The following is a 26,979-nucleotide window of genomic DNA, read 5'->3' on the forward strand; positions in this document are numbered from 1 at the left end:
GAACGAGACCGACGGGACGAACGGGGAGGGCCAACAGCATGGCCGGTGACGGATACAAGGTCGATCTGAGTGCGCTCGACAACGTCATCAAGAAGCTGAACGGGATCATCGGGGACCTCGGCAAGACGAGCCAGGACACCAAGCACAAGACGTACCTCGCGTCGGGGGCTCTGGGATTCAGCCCCTCCTGTGAGGCTCCATTCCAGGAAGCTGACGACCTCGCCGCTGCCCATGGCGACATGAAGACGTACCTGGAGTCCGTCGTCCATCACCTCGAGGAGGTCATGGACGATTTCGGTGCGAAGACCAAGAGGGCGCACGGGGCGTATCAGGACGCAGAGGCCGACACGGCCAGCGCTGTGAACGGTGCGCACACGGCGTCGACTTCCTCCTCGACCGCGGGGAGTAACGCGAGCTCGACGGCGGGGTCGATGTCGGGTGCGTAGGGGGAGTCGCAAGGACAGCAGTGGGCGCGTCGGACGCGTAGCGAGAGGCGAAGGAGGCCTGGGCCACAGTGAGTGACAAGGACGCGGACTACACGTACAACGCTCCGACTCAGTGCTATGTCGGCAAACACACCAGCGACTTCAAGAACTACAACATGGACCAGATGAAGGCCATGGTGCAGGGCGCTAGTCCTGGCGGTGTACGCGAGGTGTCGGAGGGCTGGAAGGCTATCCGTGACCAGCTCGTTGAGACGAAGACTGTCTACGAGGCTGCAGTGGCGGAGGTACTCCAGGACTGGGAAGGCACGTCGGCCGACCAGTTCCAGGCCCGGTCGAAGGTCATCTCGAAGAAGATCCAGGACACGTCCACATTCGCTGAGAACCTCTCGACGACAATGGCCAACGCCGCTGTTGTGCTTGAGCGGATCAAGCCCGAGGTCATGGCGATGGAGAAGCCGGGTACGGGGAGCAGCCTCTGGGACAAGGCGACGGACGGCGGTCGCGACGAGGAAGGCCTCAACCGCGACATCTCCAATAAGGGTGTCTCTGCGCAGGAGATCGTCGACAATCGCGAAGGCGATATGTCGGCTGGGCGCGAGGCGCAGATGAAGATGGCCGTCAAGATGGAGGAACTTGGGGCTGCCTACAACGGGCAGAGCCAGTCGATCGGGACGTGGTCGAAGAGGCAGCACGACGACGGCGAGGACTATCCGGGTGAGCCCGGTGGCATTGCTCCTGTGCCGATTGTCGCTGGCTCCGTCACTAGCCCCTCCTCCCGCTCTGCAGCGAGCAACCTCAGCCGCTCTACTGGCTCGGGTTCGCCGATCGCTGGTGCGCAGTCGCCGAACGCCAGTACTGACGGCATCAGTGGTGGCATCGGCTCGCAGAAGCCAGGGACCGGTTCGCAGATCGGCGCCGGGAATCTCAGCTTTGGTGGTTCGGGCGCTGGAGCTGGGGCCGTGGGTTCCGGCGTCGGCGCGGGCGGTGGCATCAGCGGTGGCATCGTTGGGACCGGAGCCGGTGCTGGCACGGGCGGTATCGGCGGTGCGGCTATCGGCGGCGGGATCGGTGCCGGCGCAGGCCTTGGCGCGGGTGCTGCAGGGCGAGGTGCGGGCGCTGGCGGCCGGGGTACGGGCGGCGTGGGGCGTGGTGGCCTTGGCGCAGGCGGCTCGGGTTCAGGCGCGGCCGGCAAGCCGGGTGCCAAGGGCGTTAAGGGCGAGTCGCTCGCACGCACGAAGGGCGGCGCGATCGGCAAGTCCGTAGTGAAGCCTGGGTCCGGTCAGCAGGGAGGCTCGGCTCTGCGCCAGAAGCCGAAGACCGCTACAGGTGGAACCGGAACGAACGCCGGGCGCAATGGCATGGCCGGACGCGGTACCCAGGCGAACGGCAAGGACAAGAAGCGGCGCGACAACTCCCGTCCGGACTATCTGGTCGAGGACGAGCAGACTTGGGCGAATGACCGCGTGGTCAACCCCAAGGTCGTGGAGTAGCCAGATCTACTGGTTAAGTGTGCGGTGACGACAAGACGGGGCCCGCAGCCTTCGGGCTGTGGGCCCCGACCTGCGAGGGATGAGGTGTAACGGCATGGGCTTCACGCGAGCGCTGCGCGCGGTCGGCGCCGGGGCAGCGGCGGGAGCACTGCTCTTCGCGGCCGCGCCGACGGCGTCGGCGGATCAGGTCAGAGACGGCCAGTGGCAGCTTTCGGCCTTCTCCGCTGACAAGATCTGGCAGGTCGCGACTGGCAAGGGCGTTACGGTCGCCGTCATTGATGACGGTGTTGACGCAAGTCATCCCGATCTCAAGGGCAACGTTCTTCCGGGTAAGGACTTCGAGTCCGGAGATAACGACGCCTCGCCGGAGGACGGCAGCAGCCATGGGACGAGCATGGCGGGCGATATCGCGGCGCACGGCCATGGAGCAAATGGGGGCAGCGGGGCCAAGGGTTTGGCTCCCGACGCCAAGATTCTCCCGCTCCGCGATCTCGGAGGGAACTGTTTTGCACAGTCGATCCGGTATGCGGTCGACCATGGGGCCCAGGTCATCAATATTTCGCAAGGTGTGAGCAACTGCGCGGACGAGCGTGCAGTTCTTGAGGCCATTTCTTACGCCAATGGTCACGGGGCACCGGTCGTTATCTCAACTGGTAACGAGGGGGAGAACGCGAACGACATGCTGCCTGTCAGCTACCCCGGTGTGGTTGGGGTGGGGGCTGTGGCGAGTAGCGGAGAGGTTTGGGGCAAGTCGAACTACGGCAAGCCTGTACTTCTCACTGCCCCCGGTGTTGAGATCGTCAGCCCCGGTACGGGATCTACTGGGTATACGAAAGCACAGGGCACATCGGATTCCGCCGCCTTCGTCTCCGGCGCACTTGCCCTCCTCAAGCAGAAGTTTCCCGACCTCTCCGCAGGACAGCTGGTTAATCGTCTCGTCAAGAGTGCTGGCCTTCCCGCCTCGGCGAAAAACCTGACTCTCCCGGACGAGCACTATGGGTACGGCTACATCCAGCCTCTCGCCGCACTCACCAGGAAAATCCCTGCAGGTTCCAAGAACGGACCCCTGAAGATCGATGAGTTGAACGCGGCCATCGGTAAAGACGGTGGTTCCGCTTCAGGCTCCCCTGCCCCCGAATCCACTTCGAGCGCCGCGTCAGCCGACTCTGACTCCGGCGGTCTGACCCCCGGCGTGATCATCGGCATCATCGTCGGTGCCCTCGTCGTTCTCGCTATCATCGTCGTGGTGGTCGTCCGCAGCAGGAAGAAGAACGGCAGCGGCCCGCCCCCGCCCCCCGGTGGTGGCTGGGGCGGCGGTGGACAGCCCGGACAGCCGCAGTATCCGGCGCAGCAGCAGTACCCGGGTTCCTACCCGCAGCAAGCGCCTCCCGCCCCGGGGTCGTACCCCCAGGCTCCGCCGCAACCGCCCTACAGCCAGAGCTAGTTCGCAAGCCGTACCGGCGACCTCTCCCAGTGCATCGCGTGCCCCGTGTCCTCCCCGGACACGGGGCACGTGGCGTGCGGGAGGCTCAGGTCGGTCCGGTCCCGTCCTCGTACCCAGCCGCGCGGATCGGTGACCTGCGCGGTTCGGGCGTCACGAGAACGCAGACCGTCAGTCCGGCGGCGGCCCCCGAGAGCCCGATCATCCAGCGCCAGACACCCGTGACGTCGAAAGTCAGCAGCGCGGCGCAGGCGATGAGTGCCGCAGTGAGGAGCAGCACGGTCCGCGGAACGTAGAGCAGCCACGCCGAGCGCGGATCCCAGAGCCACAGAGCGCGGGGATCGCTGTTCCGTGCGCCTGTCTTCTCGACCGAGCAGCCCTCGGCAGCCATCATGTGCGCGTCGTCGGGATGGAGCATTCCGTGCATCACCCAGCCGTCGTCGGACACCAGGGCTGCCGGTGCGGGGCTCTCGGAGGACGGGGTGTTGCCTGCGCCGCGCCGGACGTCAAAGCACAGCCACAGTTCCTGTCCTGTCAGGGAGCCAGGCAGGTGATCCTCAGCAATCGGGATCAGAAAGTGCGCGGTGCGCGACGACGCGGTGACCACTTTCAGGCATGTCTGTCTCTTGCCGCCCCGTCTGAACAACCCGGGCCCCTGGAGTGTCCCGCGAACGGCCAGGGCGGTACCCCTGCGCCGGGAGGAGGAACGCGGCATGTAGTTCCTGGAGATGCTGATCACGGAGAGACCGATGCCGGCTGCCCAGAGGATGACGGCGAACCAGCGCTTGGAGGGCTGCATCGTGAAGCCCCGCACAGCCCAGCCGAGGCTGTCCTCATCTCCCGCGACGGCGCCCAGCTCTGGACGTGACGGGGCATGGAGCACCGAAACCTTGGTTCCCGACTGCGGCCGGGCGTCCGTACGCGGATGGACCGTTGCCGTCACCGACTCCTCGCCCGCCGTGGGGGCGAGCCGGACGACTGCCGTCGAGGTGTAGGAGGAGCGGCCGTGGCTCGGATCGTGGAACTGGACGTCGCTGACCTTCTCCACCTGGACGTGCGTGAACTCCGCTCCGGCGTCAACGATCCGCTGCATGGGTTCCGGACATTGCGGCGTCCCCATCGCCAGCGCGAGCAAGGTCACCAACGCTGAGTGAGTTCCTGCGTACCACGCGAGGGAGCGCGTCTTCATGCACCGGTGCGAGGGCAACTTCCGGGGCGGCCCCTCCGGTGCCGCACCGTCCTGCCCGCCCACTTCCGCCGGATCCGAGAACTCGGCGAGGGCGATCCTGGCGTATGGCCGTCGTCCTCCTGCCGAGCGTTGGTAGACAGCGACACCTCCGACGCAGGCCAGGGCGCATCCCAGCGCGAGGAGAACGGCCGCTCTGCGCAGCTCCGGATCGGTGCAGAGGAGCCACAGCGGCAGGACGGGGGCGAGGGTCGCGAGTCCCAGTACGCCGAAATACGCGCCGGCTCTGCGGGGTGTTCGGCCCGTCCGGCGAAGAGCTGGCCCGGCAGCGATCGAGCCCTGATCAGCCGAAGACACGTCGCACCTCCTCGGCAGTCGAGGAACCGCGCCCCCTGGTGTCCTGCCCCGCGCCCGACTGGACCTTGCTGCTGTGGTTGTCCACGTTTTCCAAGCTGTCCTTGCCGTTGTTCGCCGAGACACCACCGGCGATCGGAACGGCGGTGCCCCATGCGGTGTCCCTGGCCGCATCGTGGCTTTCGGGGGTGTGCGTGTCCCTGAGGTCGTCCGCGATACTTCGAAAGCCTCTGTCGACGCTTCGCATCGTGCCGCCTGCGCCACCGGCCGCACCGCCGGTGACCGCGTCGATCCCGGCCTGCCGCGTGTCGAATTTCTCGCCCCCGAACCAGGAGTTCAAAGCATCGCCGCCGACGCCGCCCGCGGCCCCGCCCGCGACACCACTGATCACCTCACCGCCGCCCAGGCGGGTTGCGGCTGAGGCAGCGCCGGTTCCGAAGGTCGCTCCCGCGATGCCGCCCCTGAGGTTGTTCTCGAACTCGAAGCCCTTGCCGCTGAGGAGGCTGGTGGCCATGCCGCCGGCCGTGCCGGTGGTGGCGTTCTCGACGAAGACGGAGAGCGCCTCGGTGTACTTGTTGATGCCCTTGAACGACTTGTACGCGTGAGCGATCGCCCGCAGCATCCGCCCTAACGTGCTGGCCGCGTTCAGAGCCTTCTCGGCCAGCATTGCCACGCGTGCGGTGCCGACCGCAGCGGATACACCGAAGGTCACGAACGACATGCCGATCGAGACTCCGACGGAGATCCCGATCTCGAGGTAGATGTCCTCGATCTCCTCGTTGACCTCTTCGATGGCTTTCGCCGCCTTCTCAAGCCCGGCGGCCGCTTCATCGAAATGTCCGGTCACAAGGTCTGTTGCCTTCAGGCACTGATTCCAGTGCTCGTGAAAGGCCTCGGCTGCCTGACCCCGCCAGGTGTGTCCGACAGTTGAGTCGACTTGTTTGTCGAGGGCGCTGAAAACATGGTCGACCTCGGTTTTCAGGTTTCTCCACTGTGTGGCGGCCTCCCTCAGTTCGCCTGGTCGGCCGCCTGGATGGACGATCTCAATTCCGAGCTCGACGATCTCCTCGGCGATCGATTCGTCTCCGCTCATCGGTCGCCACCTGGGTTGCCGAACACTGCGCCGACCCGCGCGTCGTTGGTTTCCGTGTTCGCCGTGACCTGCTTCAAGCCGGCGCCAATGGCATCGAGATGGGTGTACATGGCCTTCATGGCATGGGCGACGTCCGCGGAGTACGTGATGTACGCCGAGGTGACCTCCTCGGACTCGGTCAGGACGCCGAAACCATCGCTGATGGCTTCCTCCCCCGTCTCCGCGACGAACTTCCGAAGGTTCGACTCCAGGTCATAGGCCTGCTGTTCGAAACTCCTGGCCAACTTCGTCAGTTCTGAGTGATCGACGTAGGACTCTTGATCGGCCACTGTGCTGCCCTCCGCGCTCGACCCATGCCATCAGCGCATGAGTCTTCCGAGCGCCAAACCCTAGGAGGCAAGCCATGCCCTCAATCGCAGGGTTCTGGCGATCCCGCAGGGCTCAGCCTGAACACCTGGCCTTCAGTCACCCAAAATGACCAACCACTGGATGAGGAGGTGGGACACCCTGAGCAGCCAGCCTCGCCCTGGCCTCACCCACCCATCTTCAACAACGCCGACCCATGCTGATCCATGTTCCCGATGCTCTTGATCGCCTAGTCCGTGTTGCCGACCGATGCCAGGAACAGGATGCCGTCGTGCCAGTAGGGCATCACCCGGCCGCTGTGGCCGAGAGGGGGTTGTTCAGGTGCCCGTACGAGGCGAGTTGCGACTCGGAGCCGGAGCCGGAGCCGGAGCCGGAGCCGGAGCGTCGGCTGTCGCCACCCGCGCTCTGATCTCCGTACACCGCAATGGCGTTGACATGACGATCCGACAGGCCGACGAGTGGACGACGGAGCAGCAGTGCCGAAGGCCGATACCGACTGGATGCGGCGGCGGGCCGATGACATCAACGCGGCGGCGCGGCAGATGAAGAAGCAGCTCGCCGTCGCCGACGATGCCGGGACCGCGCCCAGCAGCGGGGCCGCCGGCTGGTCCTCCTCGACGGACTCGGGCGGTTGGAGGAGCGCTGGGAGGATCTCAACAAGGTGCTGCGCGACGAACCAGAACTGGCCGCGGAGAACATCCGGTTCAACGCGAGCGAGTACGACGGAAGCGAGAACGTCCTCCCCGAGCTCTGGCACGACCTCACCAATTGAGGCGGCAGGGGATCTCGCCGCCGATGTCGCGGTCCCGATCGGCGCCAGGGCGTACTGGGCGGGCGGCGACGCCGACAGGGCCGGTGCCACCTGCGGCGGCATCCGGCTCGACATCGAGGCGGTGGGCACGGAGGCGAAGGCGCTCGGCCGGTGCCCTGTGCGCCAGGGCCCGACTCTCTCGACGAGGTGCTGGCTGCGGTACTGCCGGTGACCTTCGGTACCGAAGACACGGTCCGCATCGATAACCGTCAAATGACGGACCCATGAGCGGGGGTGGAGGGCCGCTGGGCCGAGGCGCAGATGGCCGTGGTGTCGAAGATGGCGCGCCACAGGTTCGGTTACGACGACGCGGCCGATCTCCTCGACCACTTCCTGGAGGGCGGCGGCGAACCGTACGAAAATCGACGCCGACGATCTGCTCGCTGTTCCAGAAGGACGTCCCCACGTTGCCTGCGCCGGTCGCGGCGGGCGACCGGTCGGAGGGCGTCTTCAGCGTCGAGTGGGCCGCGAGTGAGACCGGCTACGAGGTGGTGGACATCGCGCAGGTGGACGTCGTGGAGCTCAACCGGGTCGGTCTGGCACAGGACTTCGACGTGCACGGGACGACGGGTGAGCGGACCGGTCGGTACTGCTGGTGCTGCCGGGTCGAGGTCCAGCTGGCACGGGCCGAGTTGTGTGGGCTTGCGGGTGATGGGGCGTCGGCGGTTGACCCGCTGTTCGGGTGACTGGATAAACTCGTGGCAAAACCGCGTCAGTTGAGTTGCGAGGGGACGCGGGGACACGGGGCTACGGGGATACGGGGGACGCCGTCGTGGCGATGATGTTGCCGGACGAGTTGGCCTGGCTGTTGGAGATGCTGGGTTTCGACTGGCCGACTGCGAACGAGGATCATCTGACGCAGTGTGCCGCGACGTGGCGGGATTTCGGGGCGCAGGTCGGGGACATCCAGGCGGCTGCGGTGCAGTCGGCGGGGAATGTCACGTCCGACAATTATGGTGATTCGATCGATGCGTTCGTGGAGAAGTGGCAGGACTTCTCGGGTGGGTCGGGGTATCTGGATGATGCCCGGCAGGCTGCGGAGATGATCGCGTTCGTGTTCGACACGGCGGCTGTGCTGGTGATCGCGATGAAGATCGCGGTGATCATTCAGTTGACGGTGCTGGCGATCCAGATCGCGATCGCGGCGGCGACGGCGGTGGTGACGTTCGGGTTGTCGGGTGCGGCGTCGGCGGCGTTGACGCAGGTGACGCGGGTTGCGGTGCGGAAGATCCTCAAGGAGACGGCGGAGGCCGTTCTGGAGGCGGTGCTGGAGGCGGTGAAGGAGCCGTTCGTCTCCGCGTTGGAGGAGATGAGCAAGGATCTGATCGCCCAGACGGTGAATCAGGGTTTCGGGGCGCAGGACGGTTACAACCTGGGGCGGACTGCGAACGCGGGGACGCAGGCGGTCAAGGACGGGTTCTCCAACTTCGGCTCGACGCTGGGTGAGTCGTTGCGGGACGGGGCCGGTGGCCGGGCGGGGCATCATGCGCGTGGCGGGCTGGATCACGCGGCGGGTAATGGTGGGCACGGCGGGTCTGATTCCGGGTCGAGTGGTGACGGTGGGTCGGGTTCCGGTTCCGGGTCGGGTTCGGGTTCGGGTTCTGGGGCTGACGGTGGGTCGGGGTCGGGGTCCGGTTCGGGGGCTGATGGAGGCTCTGGGGCGGGCTCGGGTTCCGGTTCCGGTTCGGGGTCGGATTCCGGTTCTGGATCTGGGGCCGGGTCGAGTGCGGGTGCGGGTGGCGGCTCGGGTTCCGGTGGCGGCTCGGGTAGCGGTGGTGGGTCCGGTCATACCGGTGGGGGCAGTGGCTCCGGTGGTACGTCGGCCGGCTCGGGAGCGGGCTCCGGTTCCGGTGCGCATGCGGATTCCGGTTCGGGCGCGGGTTCGGGTGCTGGTGACGGTGGCGGGGGGTCCGGTCACACCGGTTCCTCGGCGGCGTCCGCAGGGTCCTCGGCGGCCGGGGGCGACGGCAGTCAGGTGCGGACCACTGCGGCTGCCTCCGGTGACACGGGTGGCGGGTCGTCGAGCAGTACGTCGTCCGCAGGCGCGAGTGCGGACACCGGGGGCGCAAACTCCTCGGCGGACAACGGCAGGCCGTTGACGCCGTTCGACGAGGGTTTCCGCGAGCAGCAGGCTCCCGCGAACACTTCCGTGCAGACCGATACCAGCGGAGCCGACGGGCCTTCGGACTCCTCGGGGCCGCAGCGCGATTCCGGTGGTACCGGTACCGCGTCGCCGGAGCCGCATTCCGGGCCGGAGACGCGTGCCGCGGCCGACACGTCGACGGCCTCGCCGACACCGTCCGGCGCGAGCGCGCAGAGCATCAACACGTCCTCGGAGAGCGCCCCGACCGCCCAGGACACCAACGGGGCGGCGCAGGCCCCGGGCTCCGCGCACACGCCCTCGCAGGGGAGCACGCACGACCCGTCGGCCGGGCAGGATCCACGGACACAGGTCCAGCAGCCCGCCGCGGCGCAGACCGGCACACCCACATCCACCGATACGTCGTCGTCCAACACGCAGCCGTCCAACACACCCTCGTCGTCGAACACGACGCCGGGCACCACACCGGGCACCACTCCGGGCAGCACGCCCGGTTCCACGCCGTCCTCGACGCCGGGCACCACTCCGGGGTCCACGCCGAGCGGGAGCCCGAGCGCGAATACGGGTTCCAGCCCGGGGTCACCCTCGCGTTCGTCGGCGCCGACGTTCCACGCGCAGAGCGTGACGACGGCCGAGGCACCCACGGCCGCGACCTCGAATCGCCCCGGGCCCACGCCGGCCTCCACCACGAACGGTGATCCCGGCCCGGCAACGAGCATCCCCAACCAGACACCCCAGACGGGCCCGGCTCCCGCCACCACCGCACAGCCGACCACCCCGCAACAGCAACCGGCCCGCCCGACGGCATCGACCACCCAGCCCCGCACCGACACACCCCAACGCACCAACCCGACGCAGACGCCGACCCAGACCACTCCTGCCCAGCCCACCAGGCAGGCGCCCACCCAGACTCCGACGCGGCAGCCCGCCCAGACGCCCACCCAGACCCCCACGCCGAACAACCCGGCCCCGACCCCGACGCCGAACCCCACGCCCGGACAGACCCCGAACCCCACGCCCGGGCAGACCCCGGCCGGAGTACCGAATCAGGCCACACCGGCGAACCCCACCAACACGGTTCCGCCCGGCGTGTACGCCGATCCCGCCCCGCACCCGAACGGCAAGCCCGGCAACCAGCAGCCCGGCCCCGCCCCCGACAACGGAGCACCTGCCACCCCGGAGCCGGACCCGACGCCGCCCCCGCCCCCGCCGCTGTCGCAGGGCCAGAGTCTCCAGCAGATTCGGGACAGCCTGAACCACGCCCCGTACGGCCTGTTGACCCCCGACCCGGCGCATCAGCAGGCGCTGGTGGACGCGGTTCCGCGGAATCCGGACGGCACCCCGCAGCGCCACCCTGATCCCAACGGGACCTGGGCCCAGCTCCAGAACGACGGCGGCCTGCAGCAGCCCGGCCGTTCCAACAACTGTCTGGACAACGCCCGCGCGGGCCTGTCGACGTGGTTCGGCGACCCGCAGGTGTCGGCTCCGCGTACCCCCGACACGAACCCGGACGGCAGCCCGGACCGGATCTCGCCCGAGCGGGACTCGTACAACAACCTGGACGCCTGGGCGGGCCGCCCGCAGATCTGGGCCGGCGCCGACCACCCCAACCCCTACGGCCGCATCGCGCAGCACCTCCAGGAGGCCGGCCCGGGATCGGCCGCCGTGGTCGGTGTGCAGTGGCCCGGCGGTGGCGGACACGCGTTCAACGTCTACAACCACAACGGCAACATCATCTGGGTCGACCACCAGACCGGCCAGGTCTCGCCGAACCCGATCCACACCGGCGCGGCCGGCGTCCGCTACGTCCCCTTCGACTCCAACGGGCAGACCATGGACGCCCCGTGGGAAAAGAAGAACGACCAGGACCAGCAGAACCAGAACCAGCAGCAGAACCAGCAGCAGAACCAGAACCAGCAGAACCAGAACCAGACTCAGCAGAACCAGAACCAGAACCAGCAGCCGCAGCAGACCCAGAATCAGAACCAGCCTCAGCAGGCTCAACAGCAGCCCAACCAGCCCAACCAGCAGACCCAGCCCAACCAGCAACCCCAGCAGACCCAGCAGGACCCGAACCAGCAGCAACCCCAGCAGACCCAGCAGGACCCGAACCAGCAGCACCCGCAGCAGCCCCAATCCCCCCAGTCCCCCGAATCCCCCCAATCCCCCACCACCCCGGAAACGGCCGGCTACGGCGCCGTGCCGGACCACGACGGGGACATGGACATGGACATGGACCACGACGGGGACACGGACGACGAATCCGACGACGACTCGTACACCGAATCCGACGCCGAACACGACGCGGAGACCGACTCGGACGCGGAGACCGACTCGGACGACATGGACGTCGACTCCGACGACGACGCGCTGACCGACCACGGCGACGACGGGCAGACGGACCACGACGGCGACATGGAGGTCGACAAGGACTCCGACGACGAGCAGAGTCGCCGGGATCTCGACCCCACCCGCGACGAGCGCAACGCCGACCTCGTCCGCGAGGAGACCGACGACGTTCAGCAGGGAGTCGCCCCGGACCCGGTCCAGGCCAAACTCCGGGAGTCGCACGACGTCTACCGGATCGACCTGGACAACGTGCATCAGAACCTGCGCGACTGGGCCGATCCGGAGACGCACCCCGACGCCCCGCTGGCCCGGTTGCTCCAGCAGGCGTCCGAGCGGCGGCAGGCGTACGAGAAGGCCATGAAGCCGCTCGAGACGCCGCGGCGGGCCTTGCAGGACGCGATGAGCGAGGAACGGAAGCTCGAGAAGAAGTTCGACGACCTCATGAAGAAGGGCGCGACGGCCGACGCCACCGCGCTCAAGAACGGCGGCCTCGCCACTGCCAGGCAGAACAGGGAGGCGGCGCAGACCGCCTACGACGCCGCGGTCGAGCAGCACCGTAAGGTCGACGTCCCGCCGACGGCCTTCACCGACGCCGAGCTCCAGGAGGCGCTGGGCGACAACTTCACGAACATGAACGACGGCGAGAAGTACGCCGTCCTCGCCGCACTCGCCCGTATGAGCAACGCCTTCCACGGTGACAACGCGGTCGGCAACAGCCCCGAGCGCGACCCCGACGGCGACAGCCCCTACCAGGGCACCACCAAGGGCAGCGGCGCCAACGCCACGGTCAACCCCGCCGTCAACGACTACGAGTCCACAGCGGTCCGGCGGCGCAACGAGGCGGCGGCCGACCTCCCCGCGAAACTGCGCGGAGACACGGACGCGAAGAAGGCGTTCGCCAACCTGCGGACCGTCTTCGACAAATCCGTGGCCGACGACCCCGACCTGACCCCCGTCAAGCGCCGGAAGATCAAGGAGCTGATGGAGGCGGCCCTGGCGGCCGGTACGGGCCCCGACATGACCGGCAAGAACTACGCGGTCGTCGAACTCGTCGACGCCGACGGCAACCGTACGTACGTCGTCGACTCCTCCGTCCCCGCGGGCAGCGACGCCGTACGCCCCCTGCACTCCGAGGCGCACCTGCTGAACTGGGTCGACCACATCAACGCCGCCACGTCGGACGGAACCGCACCACCCCGGTACGAGATCGCCGGCCTCTACACGGAGCGGGAGCCCTGCGGTTCGAGAGAGCTCAATCCCGGGTACGCCGAGTGCTCCAAGACCATCGCCGCGCACGAGTCCATGAACGGCGTACCGGTGTATTACGGTACGACCTACCGCCACTCGGACGCCGCGCAGAAGCAGGCGATGGACGCGGAGCTGAGCGACCACCTGGCCGTGGTCGCGGAGACCTGGATCCGAGTGAGGGCACAGATGTACGGACTCGCCTGAGGACATCCGAAGGACGTCTGGACATCCGAGGGACGTCTGGACATCCGAGGGACGTCTGGGCGTTCAGGACGTCAGGACGTCTGAAAGTCAAAAAGCCTGAACGTCTGAAAGCCTGAATGTCTGAAGGACACCTGAGTACGTCCGCGGACCACGGACGCCTGAACACGCCCGAAGAACACCTGAACAGGGCCTGCGGGCGTCCGAGGCCCCGAAAGGGAGCAGCATGACCAGCGAGAACCAGGAGCCCGCCCCCGCCGAAGCGTTGAGCTCCCAGGAGGCGGCCGACCGGATCGTCGACGACTGGCCCTCGCTCAAGGGCTGGGGCGTGCACCGCGTCGTGGACCCGTCCGGCGCGCAGGGCGCGGAGGTCCTGCGGGCCGTGCGCGAGCGCGTGCCCGACAGTGTCCTGGTCGACGCCGCCGGGCGCACCGCGGACGACGTGTTCACCGAGGTCGTGACCGCCCTCGGGGCACGGTTCAAGACGCCCTCCGCCTGGTCACGGAGGCTGCCGAAGAAGCCGGCGCGGCTGGTCCTGCTCGTGGGCGCCGACCTCGTCGGCCGTACGCGGACGAGCGGCGATCCGCGACGACTGCTGCAGGCCCTGAACAGGCTGGGCGGGCTGGGGCACACCGTCTTCGCGGCTGTACGCGATCCAGAGTTCGGCGACGACTCGTCCCGCTCTCTGCGCCTCGCGGCCGAGCCGCCGGCCTTGGACGAGGTTCCCGCCGAGGTGCGGGCGCTGGCGCTGGCCGAGGCGCGGCACGTGCCGTACGCCGTCTGGCGGGAGCTGGTCGCGGGCCTGACCGGACAGCGCCCCGACGCCGGCCGGACGGCGGACCTGGCCACGGAGGAGAGGGCACGGAGCCTGCTCCTCGTGGACCCGGACGCGGAGACGGTGTCGTTCCGGGACGAGACCGTCGCCCGCACGCTCCGCGGGCAGCTCCCGGCGGAGGACCGGGCCCGCACCCACCACCACCTCGCGGAACATCTCGCGGACCGGCTCGCCGATCACCTCGCCGACGCACCCGGACAGCCCGCGCCGACGGGGTCCCCGGGCGCGGAGGAACCGGCGGAGACCGGCTCCGTGGTCCGCTACGCGACGACGGCGCTCGCCGCCCACTGCGCGGCGGCCGACCTCGCCGCGGGCGACACGACGTACACCCGGTTCACCCAACTGCTGCGCCGGACCCGGCTCGTGGCCCACCTCGCGCCCGAGTCGCTGCTGGAGGCGGCCGAGGGCGCGGGCCTCGACGAGGCTCCCGCCGGATCGGTGCTCGCCGACGCCGTGCACGCGCGTGACTACGCGCTCCTGCCCTGCGACCAGGGAACCTGGGTGGCCTGGCTGCATCTCCAGGCGACGGTGCGCGGTGACACCGAACTGGCCGACGGCCTGGCCGCCGCCGGTGTCCGGACGCCCTGGCGGGTGACGTGGACGCGCTGGCGCCCGCCCGCCGCGCTGCACCTGTCCTATCTGGCCTTCTCCGCGGTCATCGACCTGATGGAACTGCGCCTCGACGACCGGCCCGTGGCCGCCGCGGTCGCCTACCGCGACCGGCGGCGCCACGTCACCCTGTACGACCCGCGGAGCGGCGAGGAACTGGCGACGGCGCCCTGGGAACTGGGCCAGGACCCCGAGGAGGCGCTGCCGGGCCTGCGCTGGCCGACCGCCGGAGGCGAGGACGACCGGCCCGAGCCCGAGCCGGTGAACGGCACACTGCTGGACGCCGGACCCGTCACCATCGGCGACAGCGTGGTGATCGCGGGCCACGGCGGCCTGTTCGGCATCGAATCCGCGCCCGGCACGCCCTTCACCGGGATCACCCGCCGCCCGGGAGGCCGCGTCGAGGCCGCCTGCCCGGCCCTCCTGAGGGCGCCCGCCACCGTCCCGCGCCACGGCCCGGCCCCCCGGCCCGCCGACCTGGACACCCTCTTCGAGGACGAGGACGGCACGCTCGTCGCCGTGCCGGAGCCGCTGCTCCCCGCGGACCTGACGCACGCGGCCACCCGTGAGTTCCTGGTCGATCAGGGGATCCCGGCGTTCCGCGACGTGCACGGCCTCGGGTTCTTCGGCCTCGAACGCGACCCCGACTGGTGGAGCGTGGCGCACGGCACCCACACCGGCCCGCCGCCGCCCCGCCCCGAGCGGCTGCTGCGCGAGATCGCGGGGCCCGCGGACAGCGCCCCCGACGACGGCGCCGGGAGCGGCCCCGCCGCGCCCACCGGCCCGTACTTCAGGATCGGCCTCTGGATGGGCGACGACATCGTCGTCGACGGCCCGACCGGCGCCGTCCTCCACCTGCCCGACCAGGACGACGAGACCCCCGGACGCGCCGAGATCGTGGGCCGGAGCCTGCACGACTTCCTCGCGATGGTCTCCGTGTGGCTGCTCGGCGTCCACGTCTTCACGGTGACCGGTGACAGCGTCGAGACCCGCGAGATCGCCTCCCGGGTCAAGGGCCTCCAGTCCACGCTGGACCCGGTCGGCGCCGCGGCCGGCATCTGGGGCATCGCACTGATGGACCACTGATGGACCACTGACGGCCCGCCGAGCACCGCCGGACCGACGCGACAGGGACCACGTATCCATGTACGAGAACGTCACCACGGACACCGCGGCCGAACGGATCGTGGAGTGGTGCCGGGCGGGGGACCGGGGCGTGGTCGAGCTGATGGGCTCGACGGGTTCGGGCCGCACCGCGGCGCTGCTCCGGGTGCGCCGCCTGGTGCCGGACGCGGTGTGGGTGGACGCGGCCGGGCTCGGGGCGGACGAGGTCGCCGACCTGGCGCGGGACGCGCTGCGCGGGCGGCACGGCCGTGGTCCTGGTCGCCCAGGCGCAGCGGCTCGCGGGCACGCACGGCGTCGGCTACCCCGAGGCGGCGCTGACCACCCTGAGCAGCCGCGTCGCCGGGGCCCTGGACGCGCTGCTCGTCGTGGAGGTCGACTGGCACGACGAATGGTCCGCCGCGCGCCGCCGCCTGGAGGTGGCGGTACCCGCGCGCACTCCGGCCGACGCACGGTCGGCTTCCATGTCGCGGGAATGGGCTCTCCAGGCACTGGCCCTCGCCCGCCGCGGGCTGGTCCCGCTGGAGGTGTGGCGGCGGCTCTCACGCTCCCTGAACGGGGGAGACCTCGACTTCCCCGTGGACGACCCGGACGTCTTCGCCGTCGGCGACGCGCTGGGCGCGCTGGCGTCCTCCGGGCGTCATCGACCCGCGCCGCGTGTTCCCCGGCCCGGTCGTCGGGCTCGCCCTCGCGCCCGACGGATGGGACCCGCGGGGAAGAACGGCGGTCGTGGCCCAGGACGACACTCCCTCCACGCCTCGTTTCTGGGTGTTCGACGCGGCTACGGGAGAGGTGCTCGCCGGACCGTGGACGGGTGCCGTACCCGACTTCGGGCAGAGCGAGCCGTGGTGGCGGGGCGGCTGCGGGCGGCTGCGGAGCTGGGCCGCGTTCGACCCGTTCCCGGCGGGGCCGGGGCTCGTGCGGGACCGGCTGCGGGCGGGTGACCTCGTCGTGGTGGCGTCGGCGGGCGGGATCTTCGCCGTCGAGGCGACCGCGCCCGAGCGGTTCCCCGACGGTTTCCCCGGACCACGCACCGCGGACGACGAAGACGAAGACGAAGACGAAGACGAAGACGAAGACGAAGGGGAGGGCTGGGAGGACGACGATGAAGAGGACTGGGACGACGAGGATGACGTCGACCTCGACCTCGACCTCGATCTCGATCTCGACGCGGGCAGCGGCGACGCGTACAGGCGGACCGTGACGTCATCCACCGAGGCCCGGACCGCGACCGCGTACACGCGCGGCGAACTCCTCGCCCTGCGCGACGAACTGGAGAGTCATCTGCTCGCCATCAGCCCGCACGCCGCGTACAGCTGGTGGACCGAGGGCCTGTACGAGGTGCTGTGACGATGGCCCCGGACCCGCACGCGGCCGTGTTCGTCGCCGGAGCCCGGGTCCGTTAGGGTCGCGGGCATGACACGTACGGGTGGGGACGGCACCGGCCTCCAGTGGGAGGGTGACTTCTCGCGTCAGTGGGAGAGCGAGCTGCCGCCCGAGGCGCGGGCGCTCGCCGAGGAGCGGGCGCGGGTCGCCGAAGTGCTTCGGCGCGAGCGGCTGCGCGGGATCGTGTGCGCCGCCGTGTTCGTCGCCGCGGCGCTCGCCGCGCTCGTCGGACAGGCCGTCGGGGACGCCGGCGCGGTGGCCCTGACCGCCAACGCCCTCGGTGTGCTGGGCGGCTGCGGCGCGCTGTGGCTCGCCGTGCGCGGCGTGGCCGGGGCAGGCCGGACCGGACTGTGGCTGATGGTCGGATCCGCTCTGGTCATCGCGGTGGGCCAGGCGGTCTGACCCACCCCGCGCGCGGTCCCTACACCGACTTGGTCATGTGGGACACGGTGCCGCCGTTGCCCGCGGCGAAGTCGATGTCGTTCTCCTGCTGACGGATGAGTTCCTCGTTGAAGGACTCGTTCTCGTCGTGGTTCTTGGCCATGGAGCTCAGCGCGCCGCCGATGTTCGTCAGCTCCTGCGCCAGGTGGTTCATCGACTCGAACATGCCGGTCTGCAGGCCCTCGTAGGCGATGCCGAACTTCTCACCGATCTCGTCGTCGCCCCACGGCGGCATGTTCGCCTTGTCGGCGAAGCTCGTCAGGCCCTGCACGAAACCCTCGACCTGGCCCTGCTGCGGAGCGGCCGGCCCGCCGCTGGTGGGCGAGCAGGCGCCGACGGACGCCAGGCCGTTCTGCAGCGCCGCCGCCGCGGCGGAGAAACGGCTGCCCAGGTCCTGGAAGTTCTGGCCCTCGCGGGCCAGGGACTGCGTATCGGTACGTATTCCTTCGCGAGGCATGGTGTTCCTCTCGGGTGGAAGGGCGGGGGAAGAGCTGTGCGCGGGCGGTGCACGGACCGCTCAGGACGGTGTCCTCGGCGGTGCCGGGACAGGCCCGCTCAGAACAGGCCGTGCCACATCTGCTCCACGATCACCGACCACCAAGTGCCGGAACTCTCGAAGCAGGTGGCGTCGAGGCCGAAGAGGCGGTCCTGGAGCTCGGCGACCGCCGCACCCGCCTCGTAGGGGTTCATACCCAGCATCAGGTCGCGGGTCGCGACGAGTGCGGCGAGGGAGTGCGCGAAGGCGGCGACCGAGCCGTTCACATAACGGCCGCTGCCCGTCTCGGGGTTGGCGGCCCACACGGAACCCGCCCCCTGCTGCACCGTGATCACGTACCGCCCGTCGGTGCCGATCCGGGTGTGCGCGGAGAGCACCTCGGCGGCGCTGGGCGACAACTCGGCGCCCGCCGCCCGCAGTTGCGTGGCCGCGTCCGCGAACAGGCCGCCCGCCGGCGGGTCGTCGGGCCGGTCCGCGGTGAAGAAGAAACGGACGTCCGCCGGGACGCCGGTGCCGGTCAGCGTGGACCGCGCCGCGTCGGGCAGCGGGGCCCCGGCGACCAGCGCGCTGTCGTAGCGCAGGACCCCGAGCCGCTCCGGCAGCGCCCCGGAGAGACTCTCCGCATAGGGCGCGGGAGCTGTCGCCGGGTCGGGCGCCGGCACCCGGTGCGGGTGCGGCGGCGGTGCCTGACCCGTGAGCCGCGCCATCGACTCCACCTGCGCGGTGAGCGCGGCGACCCCAGCCGCCCGCTCGGCCGCGTCCCGGCCGTAGCCGTGGCTGGACGAGAGGGACGCGGTCGGGAAACCGGCGGTGAGGGCTTCGAGGGTGTAGCCGCCGGGGAGCGAGGAGGGGCTGAGGTCGGTGTGGACCGCCAGCACGTTCCCCGCGGGGACGGCCAGGCGGCTCAGGTCCGTCCAGCCCTGGTACTCGACGTGCGGCAGGCCGGGGGCGGAGACGCGGGTCAGGTACGTCTCCTCGCCGGTGCGCGGGTCGATGTACGTGAACACGGCCGTGTTCCCCGGGCCGGTCACGGCGCGGGCGTCCGGCGCCGGGCCCTGGTGCCGGGTCTGGTCCTGGTCGGGGGTGGTCACGCCTGGGTCTCCATCGGCTGAGGGCGGGGCAGGGTCGGAGGTGGTGTCACGGCCGGCGGGGCGTCCGGGACGGCAAGCTCCGGCCGGTCGCGCAGGGCCTGGGCGTACGCGGGCAGTCCGTCCTCGTCGAACGCGGCGGCGAGCACCCGCGCCCGCAGCGGAGGGTCGGCCAGGGTACGGGTGAGCAGCGGCGCCGCCCACAGATAGGTGCGGGCCGCGTCCTGGAGCTGCCCGGCCGCCGCCTCGTCCGCGGCGACCTCCTCGACGGCCGCGCGCAGCACGACCGGGTCGGCGTACGCCATCAGCGACGGGTCGGTGAGCAACCGCGGCAACTGGCCCGCCCCCAGCGCGTGCCCCACGATGGCGTCCCGCACATAGGGGTCCGCCAGCGACCAGTCCTGTCCGGGGACCCGGCCGAGCAACTCCGTGGCGACGCTCAGGTGCGCGGCGGCCGCGTCGGGCAGCTCGGCACGGATCGCCGCGGCGAGGGCGGGGTGGTCCAGGGCGATCAGGGCCCCGGACTCCGTCCCGGCACCGGTCTCCGCCTCAGTGGTCCGCAGGAAGGGTCCGGCGAGCAGCATGCCCGCGGCGATCTCCGCCGCCATGTCCCGCCCGGCCAGCGCGGAGGCGAGCGGCACCCACAGGTGCAGGGGCAGCCCGTCGCCCTCGGCGAGGGCCAGCGGCGCCAGCATCGCCCGCAGCACGGCGGGGTCGGCGCCGAGCCGGTGTGCGTGCAGGTCGAGGACGTCGGTGAGTGTGGCGGGCGCGTGCGCCTGCGGCGACGGCGCGGGCTCGGGGGCCAACAGCCAGCCGGCGACGGCCAGCTGGACGATCAGACGGCTGCCGCCCGCGCCCCCGGCGGCGGCCCGCGCCGCGAGGGCGCCGGCCAGCTCCCGCCGCGCTCCGGCATCCACCGTGAACGGCTGCGCGGAGGCGCCGGACGCGGGGTCGAGGGCCGCCTCGGCCTGGAGCAGGAGCCCCGCCGGATCGGCGTACTCGGGCGCGTCCAGATCGATGACCCGGACCGTGCCGGGCGGCAGCGCCGAACTGATCAGTGCCGCGGCCGCCCGGGGAACGTCGGCCAGCAGCCGTACGGAACCGAGCGCGCCCAGCGGCACCAGCAGCTCGCGCGCCATGCGCTCCGGGCCGTGGCCCGCCCGCACCGGACCGGCCCGGTCCACATCGACCACGACGACGGCGCGCTCGCCGTCGCCCGCGTCCAGGGCCTCGTACACCTGCGTGTCGCGGGCCGCGTCGATGCCGAAGTGGTCCGCGAGCAGCCACAGCACCTGTGCGGGCGTGCGGCCCGCGGCGCTGGGCACGGCGGGTGCCGGAAGCGGGGGAGGGACGGTCGCCGGATCGAGGCGCGCGAGGTCGACGCGCTCCCGGTACCCGGGGTCGCAGAGCATCAGGAAGCCGGTCAGCAGCCGCGTGCGGCCGGACCCCGGAGAGCCGGTGACCAGCGTGACCCGGGGCGCGCCCGGCGCACCGGCCCGCCACGCGGCCAGGTCGCGCAGCGCGGCGGTCCGCCCGCCGATGAACGGATGCGGCTCATGGCCTCGCCCCGCGCCGCCGCCTCCCGTGTCCCCGCTCCCCGCGCCACCGCTCCGGCCGTCGCCGGACGGCGGCGTCGGGCTGCTCGGCTCGCTCATGTGCCCTGTCTCCCCCGGTTGTCGCCGTGTCACCCTCGCACCGCACGTCCGCGTCCGCGCGTCCGTCGAGGGTGCGTCGATCACTGCCTGTCGAGTCTAGTGCCGGCCGCGGACAACCGGCCCGGATCAGGCGTTAGCCCCGCGCCACCTCGCGCCGGTACAGCTCGATGGCCGAGTCCGGCGGGAAGTTCGGCACGTACATCGTCGAACCGTCCGTCTTCGAGATCACCAGATGGCTGCCGCCGTAGCTCGGCGGCTCGGTCGGCGGGAACGTCGCGTAGATCAGGAAGCCCAGGTCGAACTCCTGGACGTTGAGCGTGGCCGGGGTGCCGTCCGCGCACAGGGGCTGGAACGACGTCCGCGCGATCGCGAGCGCCTCGTCGGTGGTGCGGGGTGCGGTGGTCAAGTTCCTTCTCCTTCAGGCTGGTTGTGCGGACGGCGCCGGAGACGAGTGCCTCCGGCGCCGTACCGTACCCGGGGAACCCGGGGCATCGCGGGCGTCAGTTGTGCATCGGCAGCCAGGCGGTCTGCACCAGCTGCGCGCCGCCCTTGCGGGTGATGAACATGCCACGGCCCTGCGGCAGTCGCTGCGGCTTGAGCGGGCCGAAGATCTGGCCCTCCGCCGGGTCGCCGGAGAGCACCAGGCCCGTCGCGCCGAGCTCCTTCATGCGCTGCATGACCGGCTCGAAGGACTGCCGCGCCGCACCCGAGGACGACCGCGCGACGATGATGCGCAGACCCAGGTCACGGGCGAACGGCAGGTACTCCAGGAGCGACTGGAGCGGGTTGCCCGAGCTGGTGGCCACCAGGTCGTAGTCGTCGACGATGATGAACGCGTCGGGCAGGTCGTACCACGACCGGTTGCGCAACTGCTCCGGCGTGACGTCCGGACCCGGCATACGACGGCCCATCGAGCCCGCCAGACTGGTGACGACCTCCTGGAGCTGCGGGCCCGACGCGCAGTACTTGTACAGATGCGACTCGGGCATCTCGCCCAGGTGCGCACGCCGGTAGTCACCGACGACCAGCAGCGCCTTGTCGGTCGCGTACCGCTCCGAGATCTGCTTGGCGATCATGCGCAGGAACGCCGACTTGCCGGACTCGGACTCGCCGTAGACCACCATCAGCGGGTCGTTCTCGAAGTCGATGAACGCCGGCGACAGCGTCGTCTCGTCGACACCGATCGCGACACCCCGCTCGGGGAAGTCGCTGCCCTTGGGGATCTCGCTGATGTGCAGCTTCGTCGGCAACATCCGCACCGGCGGGGCGGCCGGACCCTGCCAGTGCTCGGCGATCGCCGTCACCATCTGCTCGATGCCCTGGCCGAGCGTCGTCACGTCCGACGAGGCGTCGATCCGGGGGAGACCGGCGAGCGAGCTGAGCTTGTCCGGGGTCAGTCCGCGGCCGGGCATGCCCAGCGGCACGGCCTCCATCTTCTTGCGGTCGAACTCCGACTCCATCGGGTCACCGAGCTTCAGCTCCACGCGGTTCAGGAGCTGGTCGCGCAGCGCGGGCCGCACCTCGCTGTACCGGGCGGCGCCGATGAACAGGTGGATGCCGAAGCCGAGACCGCGGGCGGCGAGATCCAGGATCACCGGGTCGAGCTGCTCGTAGTCGGTCTTGAAGGCGGCCCAGCCGTCGATGATCAGGAAGACGTCGCCCCACCGCTGGTCCGGGTACTGGCCCGCGGCGCGCCGCGCCCGGTACGTCCCCATGGAGTCGATGTTGTTGGCGCGGAAGAACTCCTCGCGCTCGTTGAGGATCCCGCGCACCTCGGCGACCGTACGGCGGATCTTCTCCGCGTCGAGCCGGGAGGCGGCGCCGCCCACGTGTGGCAGGCCCTCCATGGAGAGCATGCCGCCACCACCGAAGTCGAGGCAGTAGAACTGCACTTCGGCCGCGGTGTGGGTGAGCGCGAACGCCGACATCACGGTACGGATCAGCGTCGACTTGCCGGACTGCGGACCACCGACCACGAGCGCGTGACCGGACGAGCCGGAGAAGTCCAGGTACTGGATGTCGCGCCGCTGCTCGAACGGCTTGTCCACCAGCGCCATCGGCACGATCAGCTTGCTCTGCGCCGAGTACTCGGCGGCGTGCAGACCGCGCTCCGCCGTCGCCGACAGCGGCGGCAGCAGGGCGTCCATCGAGGGGGACTCCTCCAGCGGCGGCAGCCACACCTGGTGGGGCGGCGGGCCCTGGCCGACGAGGCGGGCCACGATGACGTCGAGGACGGTGTCCGCGAGCGCGTCGTCCACCTGGTCCGGCACCTCCTCGGGCTCCGGTTCCTGGATGATCTGCTGCGCGACCGGCGCCGCGGTGAACAGCACCGGCTGCCGGTGAGTGCGCGACCCGCCGGGCCCCGAGCCGCCCGGCCGGTAGACACCACCGACGTACGCGGCCTTGAACTGGATCATCGTCTCGGTGTCGTACTTGAGGATGCCCGAACCCGGCACGTTCGGCAGGTGGTACGCGTCCGGGACACCGATCGCCGTACGGGACTCGGCGGCCGAGAAGGTGCGCAGACCGATGCGGTACGACAGGAACGTGTCCAGACCGCGCAGCTTGCCCTCCTCCAGGCGCTGCGAGGCGAGCAGCATGTGCACACCCATGGATCGGCCGATGCGGCCGATCTGGATGAACATCTCGATGAAGTCGGGCCGTGCGGTGAGCAGCTCGGAGAACTCGTCGAGCACCATCACCAGGGACGGCAGCGGGTCCAGCGGGGCGCCGGCCGCGCGCGCCTTCTCGTAGTCGGTGATGTTGGCGTAGTTGCCCGCCGAGCGGAGCAGCTCCTGGCGGCGCTGGAGCTCACCGGTGATCGAGTCGCGCATGCGGTCGATGAGGGTGAGGTCGTCGGCCAGGTTGGTGATCACGGCGGCGACGTGCGGCAGTTCGGACATGCCGGCGAAGGTCGCGCCGCCCTTGAAGTCGGCGAGGATGAAGTTCAGCGTCTCCGAGGAGTGCGTCACCGTCAGCGCGAGCACCAGGGTGCGCAGCACCTCGGACTTGCCGGAACCGGTCGCGCCGACGCACAGGCCGTGCGGGCCCATGCCCTCCTGCGAGGCCTCCTTGATGTCGAGCATCACCGGCTGGCCGTCGCGGTCCACGCCCAGCGGCACGCGCAGCCGCTCGTGCAGGGTGCGCGGGCGCCAGGTGCGCGACACGTCCACCGAACCGGCGTCGCCGATGCCCATGAGCTCGGTGAAGTCCAGGTTGGCGAGCAGCGGTTCGTCGCCGTCCGCCGAGCCGGCGCGCAGCGGCGCGAGCTGCCGGGCGAGGGCCTCGGCCTCGGTGGCCGACAGGGTGTCGCAGATGCCGGTGTACTGGGTGCCGCCCTGCGACTCCAGGAGCAGGCTGCCCGGGTGGACCTGCACGGACAGCGAGCCGCGCAGCTCCTCGACGATGCCGGGGACCACCTCGATGATGGTCACGCCCTGAAGGCCCTCGGCGCCCGCGATCAGCGACTCGTCGGGGATGTCGCCGCCGTCCATCACGACGACGAGGTGCGGGGCGTCGGCGACCGGCGGCCCGTTCGGGTTGAAGCGGCCGCGCCCTTCGAGGTCGTCGGCGAGCATGTCCTCGATCTCGCCGAGGTCGTCCACGATCATGCGCCGCGAGCCCGCGCCGTCCACGGTCGAGTCCTGGACGTGCGGCAGCCACTTCGTCCACTCCCACTCGGCCATGGCGCCGGGCGAGGCCACCACCGCGACCCGCAGGTCCTCGGGGGAGTGCAGGGTGCACAGCTGGGCGATCAGGGCCCGCGCCGCACCGTAAGTGGTGTCCGGATCACCGGAGATGCTGACGTGGTAGAAGGACCGCAGCGACACCGCGAGCGGCAGCGCGTCGAGCGTGCCGTGCGTGTCGAGGAACGACTTCATGGCGTGCGCGGTGAGCGGCTCCAGCTCGTCGAGCGGCGCGGTCTCCGGCGCCATCAGCGGCGTCGACAGCTGCTGCGGGCCGAGCCCGAGCCGTACCTGGGTGAAGTCCCCGTCGCTCGCGCGCCGCTCCCACACCCGCCGCCCCTCGGCGACCAGTGCCCACAGCTGCTCCGGGTTCGGGTGCAGGAAGAACTGCCCGTCACGCTGCTTGCGCGCGGTGGTCCGCACCTCGCGCCGGACCTGGGCCAGGTACTTCAGGTAGTCCTGGCGCTCCTGGGCCATCTCCGCGCCGCCGCCCTGCCGCGCCTTGATCAGCTGGGCGAGCGCCATGGCCAGGGTGGAGACGATCATGACGCCACCCATGATCTTCATGATCGACTGCCCCGACGTGAAGAAGAACGCCGACGACGTGCCCATGCCCAGCATGGGCAGCAGGCTCATCATCAGATTCTGGTCTTCGGGCCGGGCCAGTTCGGGCGGCGGCTCCAGCTGCACCTCGTCCGTCGGTACGTCGGGCGGCAATACCCGAGGCGGGCGCTTGACGATGACCACGCTCACCGAGGCACCAGTCCTTATTCATCGGCATTCGTCGGCAATTACGGTTCCGTGCGCACAGTTGTCGTGCGCATCGGTACATGTCGGACCGCCCCCGTTACCGGCGGTACCCCCAGACCGGAGAGCGAGTGCTCCGGCGTGCCGGATGATCCTACTGACTCCGGTCAACTGACGGGGCCCATGGGGTGAGATGAGACCTGGACGGTACGCTGTCGCCCCGCGCGTGACGCCATCCGAACGCCGAACGGGCGCCATACGAACGTCGTCTGCACCAAATAACCGCGACGCCACACGAATTCTCTACAGCGCCGCCACACCAATTTCTTTACAAGGGGGAACCGCGAGGTGAGCACCACCGCTCTTGCCGGGGGCGGGACCGGCTTCTGCCGCGTCACCGTCGCCGCACCGGACGCACGGATCGATGTCGCCCTGCCCGAGGACACGGCCCTGGCCGACATCTATCCCGAGATCCTCCAGCTCTCGGGGCAGACACAGGCCGAGGGCGACCCCACCGGCTACCACCTGGTCCGCCGGGACGGCACCGTCCTGGACGCCGGCCGCTCGCTCGCCGACCAGCGGGTGCTCGACGGCGACGTGCTGCTGCTGCGCCCCTTCGGTGAATCGCTGCCCGCCGCCGTGTTCGACGACGTCTCCGACGCCGTCGCCTCCGCGGTCCGCCGCGACCGCCGCCGCTGGAGCGACGAGCTGATGAGCGTCGTCGGCCTCGCCGCGGGCGTGCTGCTCCTGACGATGATGGCGTTCGCCCTGTGGTTCTCGAACCCGACGGACCGCGACATGCACGGTCTGCCCGGGATCATCGCCGGCGTCGTCGGCGTCCTGCTCGTCGCCCTGTCCGTGGTCCGCGCCCGGGTGTACGACGACCGCGCCGCGTCCACCGCGCTGGGCCTCGCCGCCCTGCCGCACCTGCTCCTCGCCGGCTCCGGCATCTTCCCGGCCGACGGCGGCGAGGGCCCCGGCCGCCTCCAGCTGCTGTCCGGCTGCGTCGTGGTGCTCATCGCCTCCGCGCTGCTCGTGGTGCTGCTCCCGCACGGCGACGCCGTCTTCGTCGCCGCCGCCCTGTGCTCGGCCGTCGGCGCCCTCGCCACCTTCGGCGCCCTGGTCACCGAGGCCCAGCCGCGCGAGGTGGCCGCCGTCACCGCGGTCGTCGCGATCATCGCCGTGGCCTGGCTGCCCGGCCTCTCCGCCCGCTCCGCCCGCCTCCCCATCGGCTACCGCTCGCCCGACCAGATCGCCCAGGGCCGCGACTACGGCCGCGACGAGGAGGAGCACGTCGACTTCGGCCGCATCGGCGCCCAGGTCCGCCGCGGCCACGAACTGCTGCTCGGCCTCGTCATCGGCTGCGCCACCGTCGCCGTCGCCACGGCCGGCGTCGTGCTCGGCTTCTCCGACCAGGTCTGGTCCCAGCTGCTCGCCCTCGCCTGCGGCATCGCCGTGATGCTGCGCGCCCGCCTGTTCGACTACACCGCGCAGGTCGCCTCCCTGGTCGTCGGCGGCCTGCTCATCCTCGGCCTGCTGATCCTCGGCATGTCCCTGCACGTCCCGCAGTCCCTGCTGATCAGCCTGGTGCGGGGGGACAGCGGCCCGCTCAACATCCACACCCTCTGGTTCACCGCCGCCATCGGCGGCGGGGCCGCGCTGCTCGTGGCGGTCGGCCTGACCGTGCCGCGCAAGGGCGTCTCCCCGTTCTGGGGCCGGCTGCTCGACCTCTTCGACGGCTTCGTGCTGCTGACGCTCGTACCCCTGTGCCTGGCAGTGCTCGGGCTGTACACGCAGGTGCGCAGCATGGTCAGCTGACCCGCGCACC

Annotated in this window: 20 protein-coding genes; 10 read left to right on the forward strand and 10 right to left on the reverse strand. The window is 70.5% G+C overall.

Annotated features, from left to right (window positions below; translation table 11 throughout):
• Positions 1 to 38: 38 nt before the first annotated feature.
• From ABII15_RS28310 to ABII15_RS28320, 3 genes are all read left to right on the forward strand, one after another.
• Complete coding sequence (locus ABII15_RS28310; RefSeq protein ID WP_353945082.1) at positions 39 to 446, forward strand: hypothetical protein; 408 nt, start codon at positions 39 to 41, stop codon at positions 444 to 446.
• 68 nt (positions 447 to 514) lie between these two features.
• Complete coding sequence (locus tag ABII15_RS28315) at positions 515 to 1,936, forward strand: hypothetical protein (RefSeq protein WP_353945083.1); 1,422 nt, start codon at positions 515 to 517, stop codon at positions 1,934 to 1,936.
• A 94-nt stretch (positions 1,937 to 2,030) separates the two neighbouring features.
• Entirely contained in the window at positions 2,031 to 3,380 is a 1,350-nt protein-coding gene (locus ABII15_RS28320; RefSeq protein ID WP_353945084.1) for a S8 family serine peptidase, read from the forward strand.
• 85 nt (positions 3,381 to 3,465) lie between these two features.
• Here ABII15_RS28320 and ABII15_RS28325 read toward each other — a convergent pair whose 3' ends face one another.
• From ABII15_RS28325 to ABII15_RS28335, 3 genes are all read right to left on the reverse strand, one after another.
• Positions 3,466 to 4,521, reverse strand: coding sequence for a hypothetical protein (locus ABII15_RS28325; protein WP_353945085.1), 1,056 nt, complete (start codon positions 4,519 to 4,521; stop codon positions 3,466 to 3,468).
• A gap of 385 nt (positions 4,522 to 4,906) precedes the next feature.
• The gene (locus tag ABII15_RS28330) at positions 4,907 to 6,010 is read right to left on the reverse strand and encodes a WXG100 family type VII secretion target (protein WP_353945086.1); all 1,104 of its coding nucleotides are present in this window, start codon (positions 6,008 to 6,010) and stop codon (positions 4,907 to 4,909) included.
• Positions 6,007 to 6,339 carry a hypothetical protein gene (locus ABII15_RS28335; protein ID WP_353945087.1) on the reverse strand — a complete coding sequence of 111 codons (333 nt, stop codon included), beginning with the start codon at positions 6,337 to 6,339 and terminating at the stop codon, positions 6,007 to 6,009. The genes ABII15_RS28330 and ABII15_RS28335 overlap by 4 nt, the downstream gene beginning before the upstream one ends.
• 668 nt (positions 6,340 to 7,007) lie before the next feature.
• Between ABII15_RS28335 and ABII15_RS28340 the strand changes: the two genes are divergently transcribed.
• Both ABII15_RS28340 and ABII15_RS28345 read left to right on the forward strand, forming a co-directional pair.
• Positions 7,008 to 7,148, forward strand: a complete 141-nt coding sequence (locus ABII15_RS28340; protein WP_353945088.1) for a hypothetical protein — start codon at positions 7,008 to 7,010, stop codon at positions 7,146 to 7,148.
• 446 nt (positions 7,149 to 7,594) lie between these two features.
• The gene (locus ABII15_RS28345; RefSeq protein WP_353945089.1) at positions 7,595 to 7,873 is read left to right on the forward strand and encodes a hypothetical protein; all 279 of its coding nucleotides are present in this window, start codon (positions 7,595 to 7,597) and stop codon (positions 7,871 to 7,873) included.
• Positions 7,874 to 8,294: 421 nt separating this feature from the next.
• Here ABII15_RS28345 and ABII15_RS28350 read toward each other — a convergent pair whose 3' ends face one another.
• Both ABII15_RS28350 and ABII15_RS28355 read right to left on the reverse strand, forming a co-directional pair.
• Positions 8,295 to 8,504, reverse strand: coding sequence for a hypothetical protein (locus ABII15_RS28350; protein WP_353945090.1), 210 nt, complete (start codon positions 8,502 to 8,504; stop codon positions 8,295 to 8,297).
• A gap of 654 nt (positions 8,505 to 9,158) precedes the next feature.
• Positions 9,159 to 9,962 (reverse strand): hypothetical protein, encoded by an 804-nt coding sequence (locus ABII15_RS28355; protein WP_353945091.1) that lies wholly within the window; start codon positions 9,960 to 9,962, stop codon positions 9,159 to 9,161.
• A 415-nt stretch (positions 9,963 to 10,377) separates the two neighbouring features.
• Between ABII15_RS28355 and ABII15_RS28360 the strand changes: the two genes are divergently transcribed.
• The 4 genes from ABII15_RS28360 (at position 10,378) to ABII15_RS28375 (ending at position 17,440) form a co-directional block, all read left to right on the forward strand.
• Positions 10,378 to 13,089, forward strand: a complete 2,712-nt coding sequence (locus ABII15_RS28360) for a toxin glutamine deamidase domain-containing protein (RefSeq protein WP_353945092.1) — start codon at positions 10,378 to 10,380, stop codon at positions 13,087 to 13,089.
• Positions 13,090 to 13,312: 223 nt separating this feature from the next.
• Complete coding sequence (locus tag ABII15_RS28365; protein WP_353945093.1) at positions 13,313 to 15,616, forward strand: SUKH-4 family immunity protein; 2,304 nt, start codon at positions 13,313 to 13,315, stop codon at positions 15,614 to 15,616.
• Between the two features lie 765 nt (positions 15,617 to 16,381).
• Positions 16,382 to 17,002, forward strand: coding sequence for a hypothetical protein (locus tag ABII15_RS28370; protein ID WP_353945094.1), 621 nt, complete (start codon positions 16,382 to 16,384; stop codon positions 17,000 to 17,002).
• A gap of 66 nt (positions 17,003 to 17,068) precedes the next feature.
• The gene (locus ABII15_RS28375) at positions 17,069 to 17,440 is read left to right on the forward strand and encodes a hypothetical protein (protein WP_353945095.1); all 372 of its coding nucleotides are present in this window, start codon (positions 17,069 to 17,071) and stop codon (positions 17,438 to 17,440) included.
• Positions 17,441 to 17,459: 19 nt separating this feature from the next.
• Here the strand turns inward: ABII15_RS28375 and ABII15_RS28380 are convergent, their stop codons facing one another.
• The 5 genes from ABII15_RS28380 to eccCa form a co-directional block, all read right to left on the reverse strand.
• Positions 17,460 to 17,936, reverse strand: coding sequence for a hypothetical protein (locus tag ABII15_RS28380; RefSeq protein ID WP_353945096.1), 477 nt, complete (start codon positions 17,934 to 17,936; stop codon positions 17,460 to 17,462).
• 98 nt (positions 17,937 to 18,034) lie between these two features.
• Positions 18,035 to 19,066, reverse strand: coding sequence for an SUKH-4 family immunity protein (locus ABII15_RS28385; RefSeq protein WP_353945097.1), 1,032 nt, complete (start codon positions 19,064 to 19,066; stop codon positions 18,035 to 18,037).
• On the reverse strand, positions 19,063 to 20,718 hold the full coding sequence (locus tag ABII15_RS28390; RefSeq protein ID WP_353945098.1) for an ATP-binding protein: 1,656 nt from the start codon (positions 20,716 to 20,718) through the stop codon (positions 19,063 to 19,065). The genes ABII15_RS28385 and ABII15_RS28390 overlap by 4 nt, the downstream gene beginning before the upstream one ends.
• A gap of 133 nt (positions 20,719 to 20,851) precedes the next feature.
• Positions 20,852 to 21,124, reverse strand: coding sequence for a hypothetical protein (locus ABII15_RS28395; RefSeq protein ID WP_353945099.1), 273 nt, complete (start codon positions 21,122 to 21,124; stop codon positions 20,852 to 20,854).
• Between the two features lie 94 nt (positions 21,125 to 21,218).
• Positions 21,219 to 25,157, reverse strand: coding sequence for a type VII secretion protein EccCa (gene eccCa, locus ABII15_RS28400; protein WP_353945100.1), 3,939 nt, complete (start codon positions 25,155 to 25,157; stop codon positions 21,219 to 21,221).
• 342 nt (positions 25,158 to 25,499) lie between these two features.
• Between eccCa and eccD the strand changes: the two genes are divergently transcribed.
• Complete coding sequence (gene eccD / locus ABII15_RS28405) at positions 25,500 to 26,969, forward strand: type VII secretion integral membrane protein EccD (RefSeq protein WP_353945101.1); 1,470 nt, start codon at positions 25,500 to 25,502, stop codon at positions 26,967 to 26,969.
• Positions 26,970 to 26,979: the final 10 nt, after the last annotated feature.

It is taken from the genome of Streptomyces sp. HUAS MG91 (assembly GCF_040529335.1).
GTDB classification, from domain to species: Bacteria; Actinomycetota; Actinomycetes; order Streptomycetales; family Streptomycetaceae; genus Streptomyces; species Streptomyces tabacisoli.

Coding starts and splice junctions, on each gene's coding strand:
- ABII15_RS28310 (WP_353945082.1), top strand. CDS start 39: ATGGCCGGTGACGGATACAAGGTCGATCTGAGTGCGCTCGACAACGTC.
- ABII15_RS28320 (WP_353945084.1), top strand. CDS start 2,031: ATGGGCTTCACGCGAGCGCTGCGCGCGGTCGGCGCCGGGGCAGCGGCG.
- ABII15_RS28330 (WP_353945086.1), bottom strand. CDS start 6,010: ATGAGCGGAGACGAATCGATCGCCGAGGAGATCGTCGAGCTCGGAATT.
- ABII15_RS28365 (WP_353945093.1), top strand. CDS start 13,313: ATGACCAGCGAGAACCAGGAGCCCGCCCCCGCCGAAGCGTTGAGCTCC.
- ABII15_RS28375 (WP_353945095.1), top strand. CDS start 17,069: ATGACACGTACGGGTGGGGACGGCACCGGCCTCCAGTGGGAGGGTGAC.
- ABII15_RS28380 (WP_353945096.1), bottom strand. CDS start 17,936: ATGCCTCGCGAAGGAATACGTACCGATACGCAGTCCCTGGCCCGCGAG.
- ABII15_RS28390 (WP_353945098.1), bottom strand. CDS start 20,718: ATGAGCGAGCCGAGCAGCCCGACGCCGCCGTCCGGCGACGGCCGGAGC.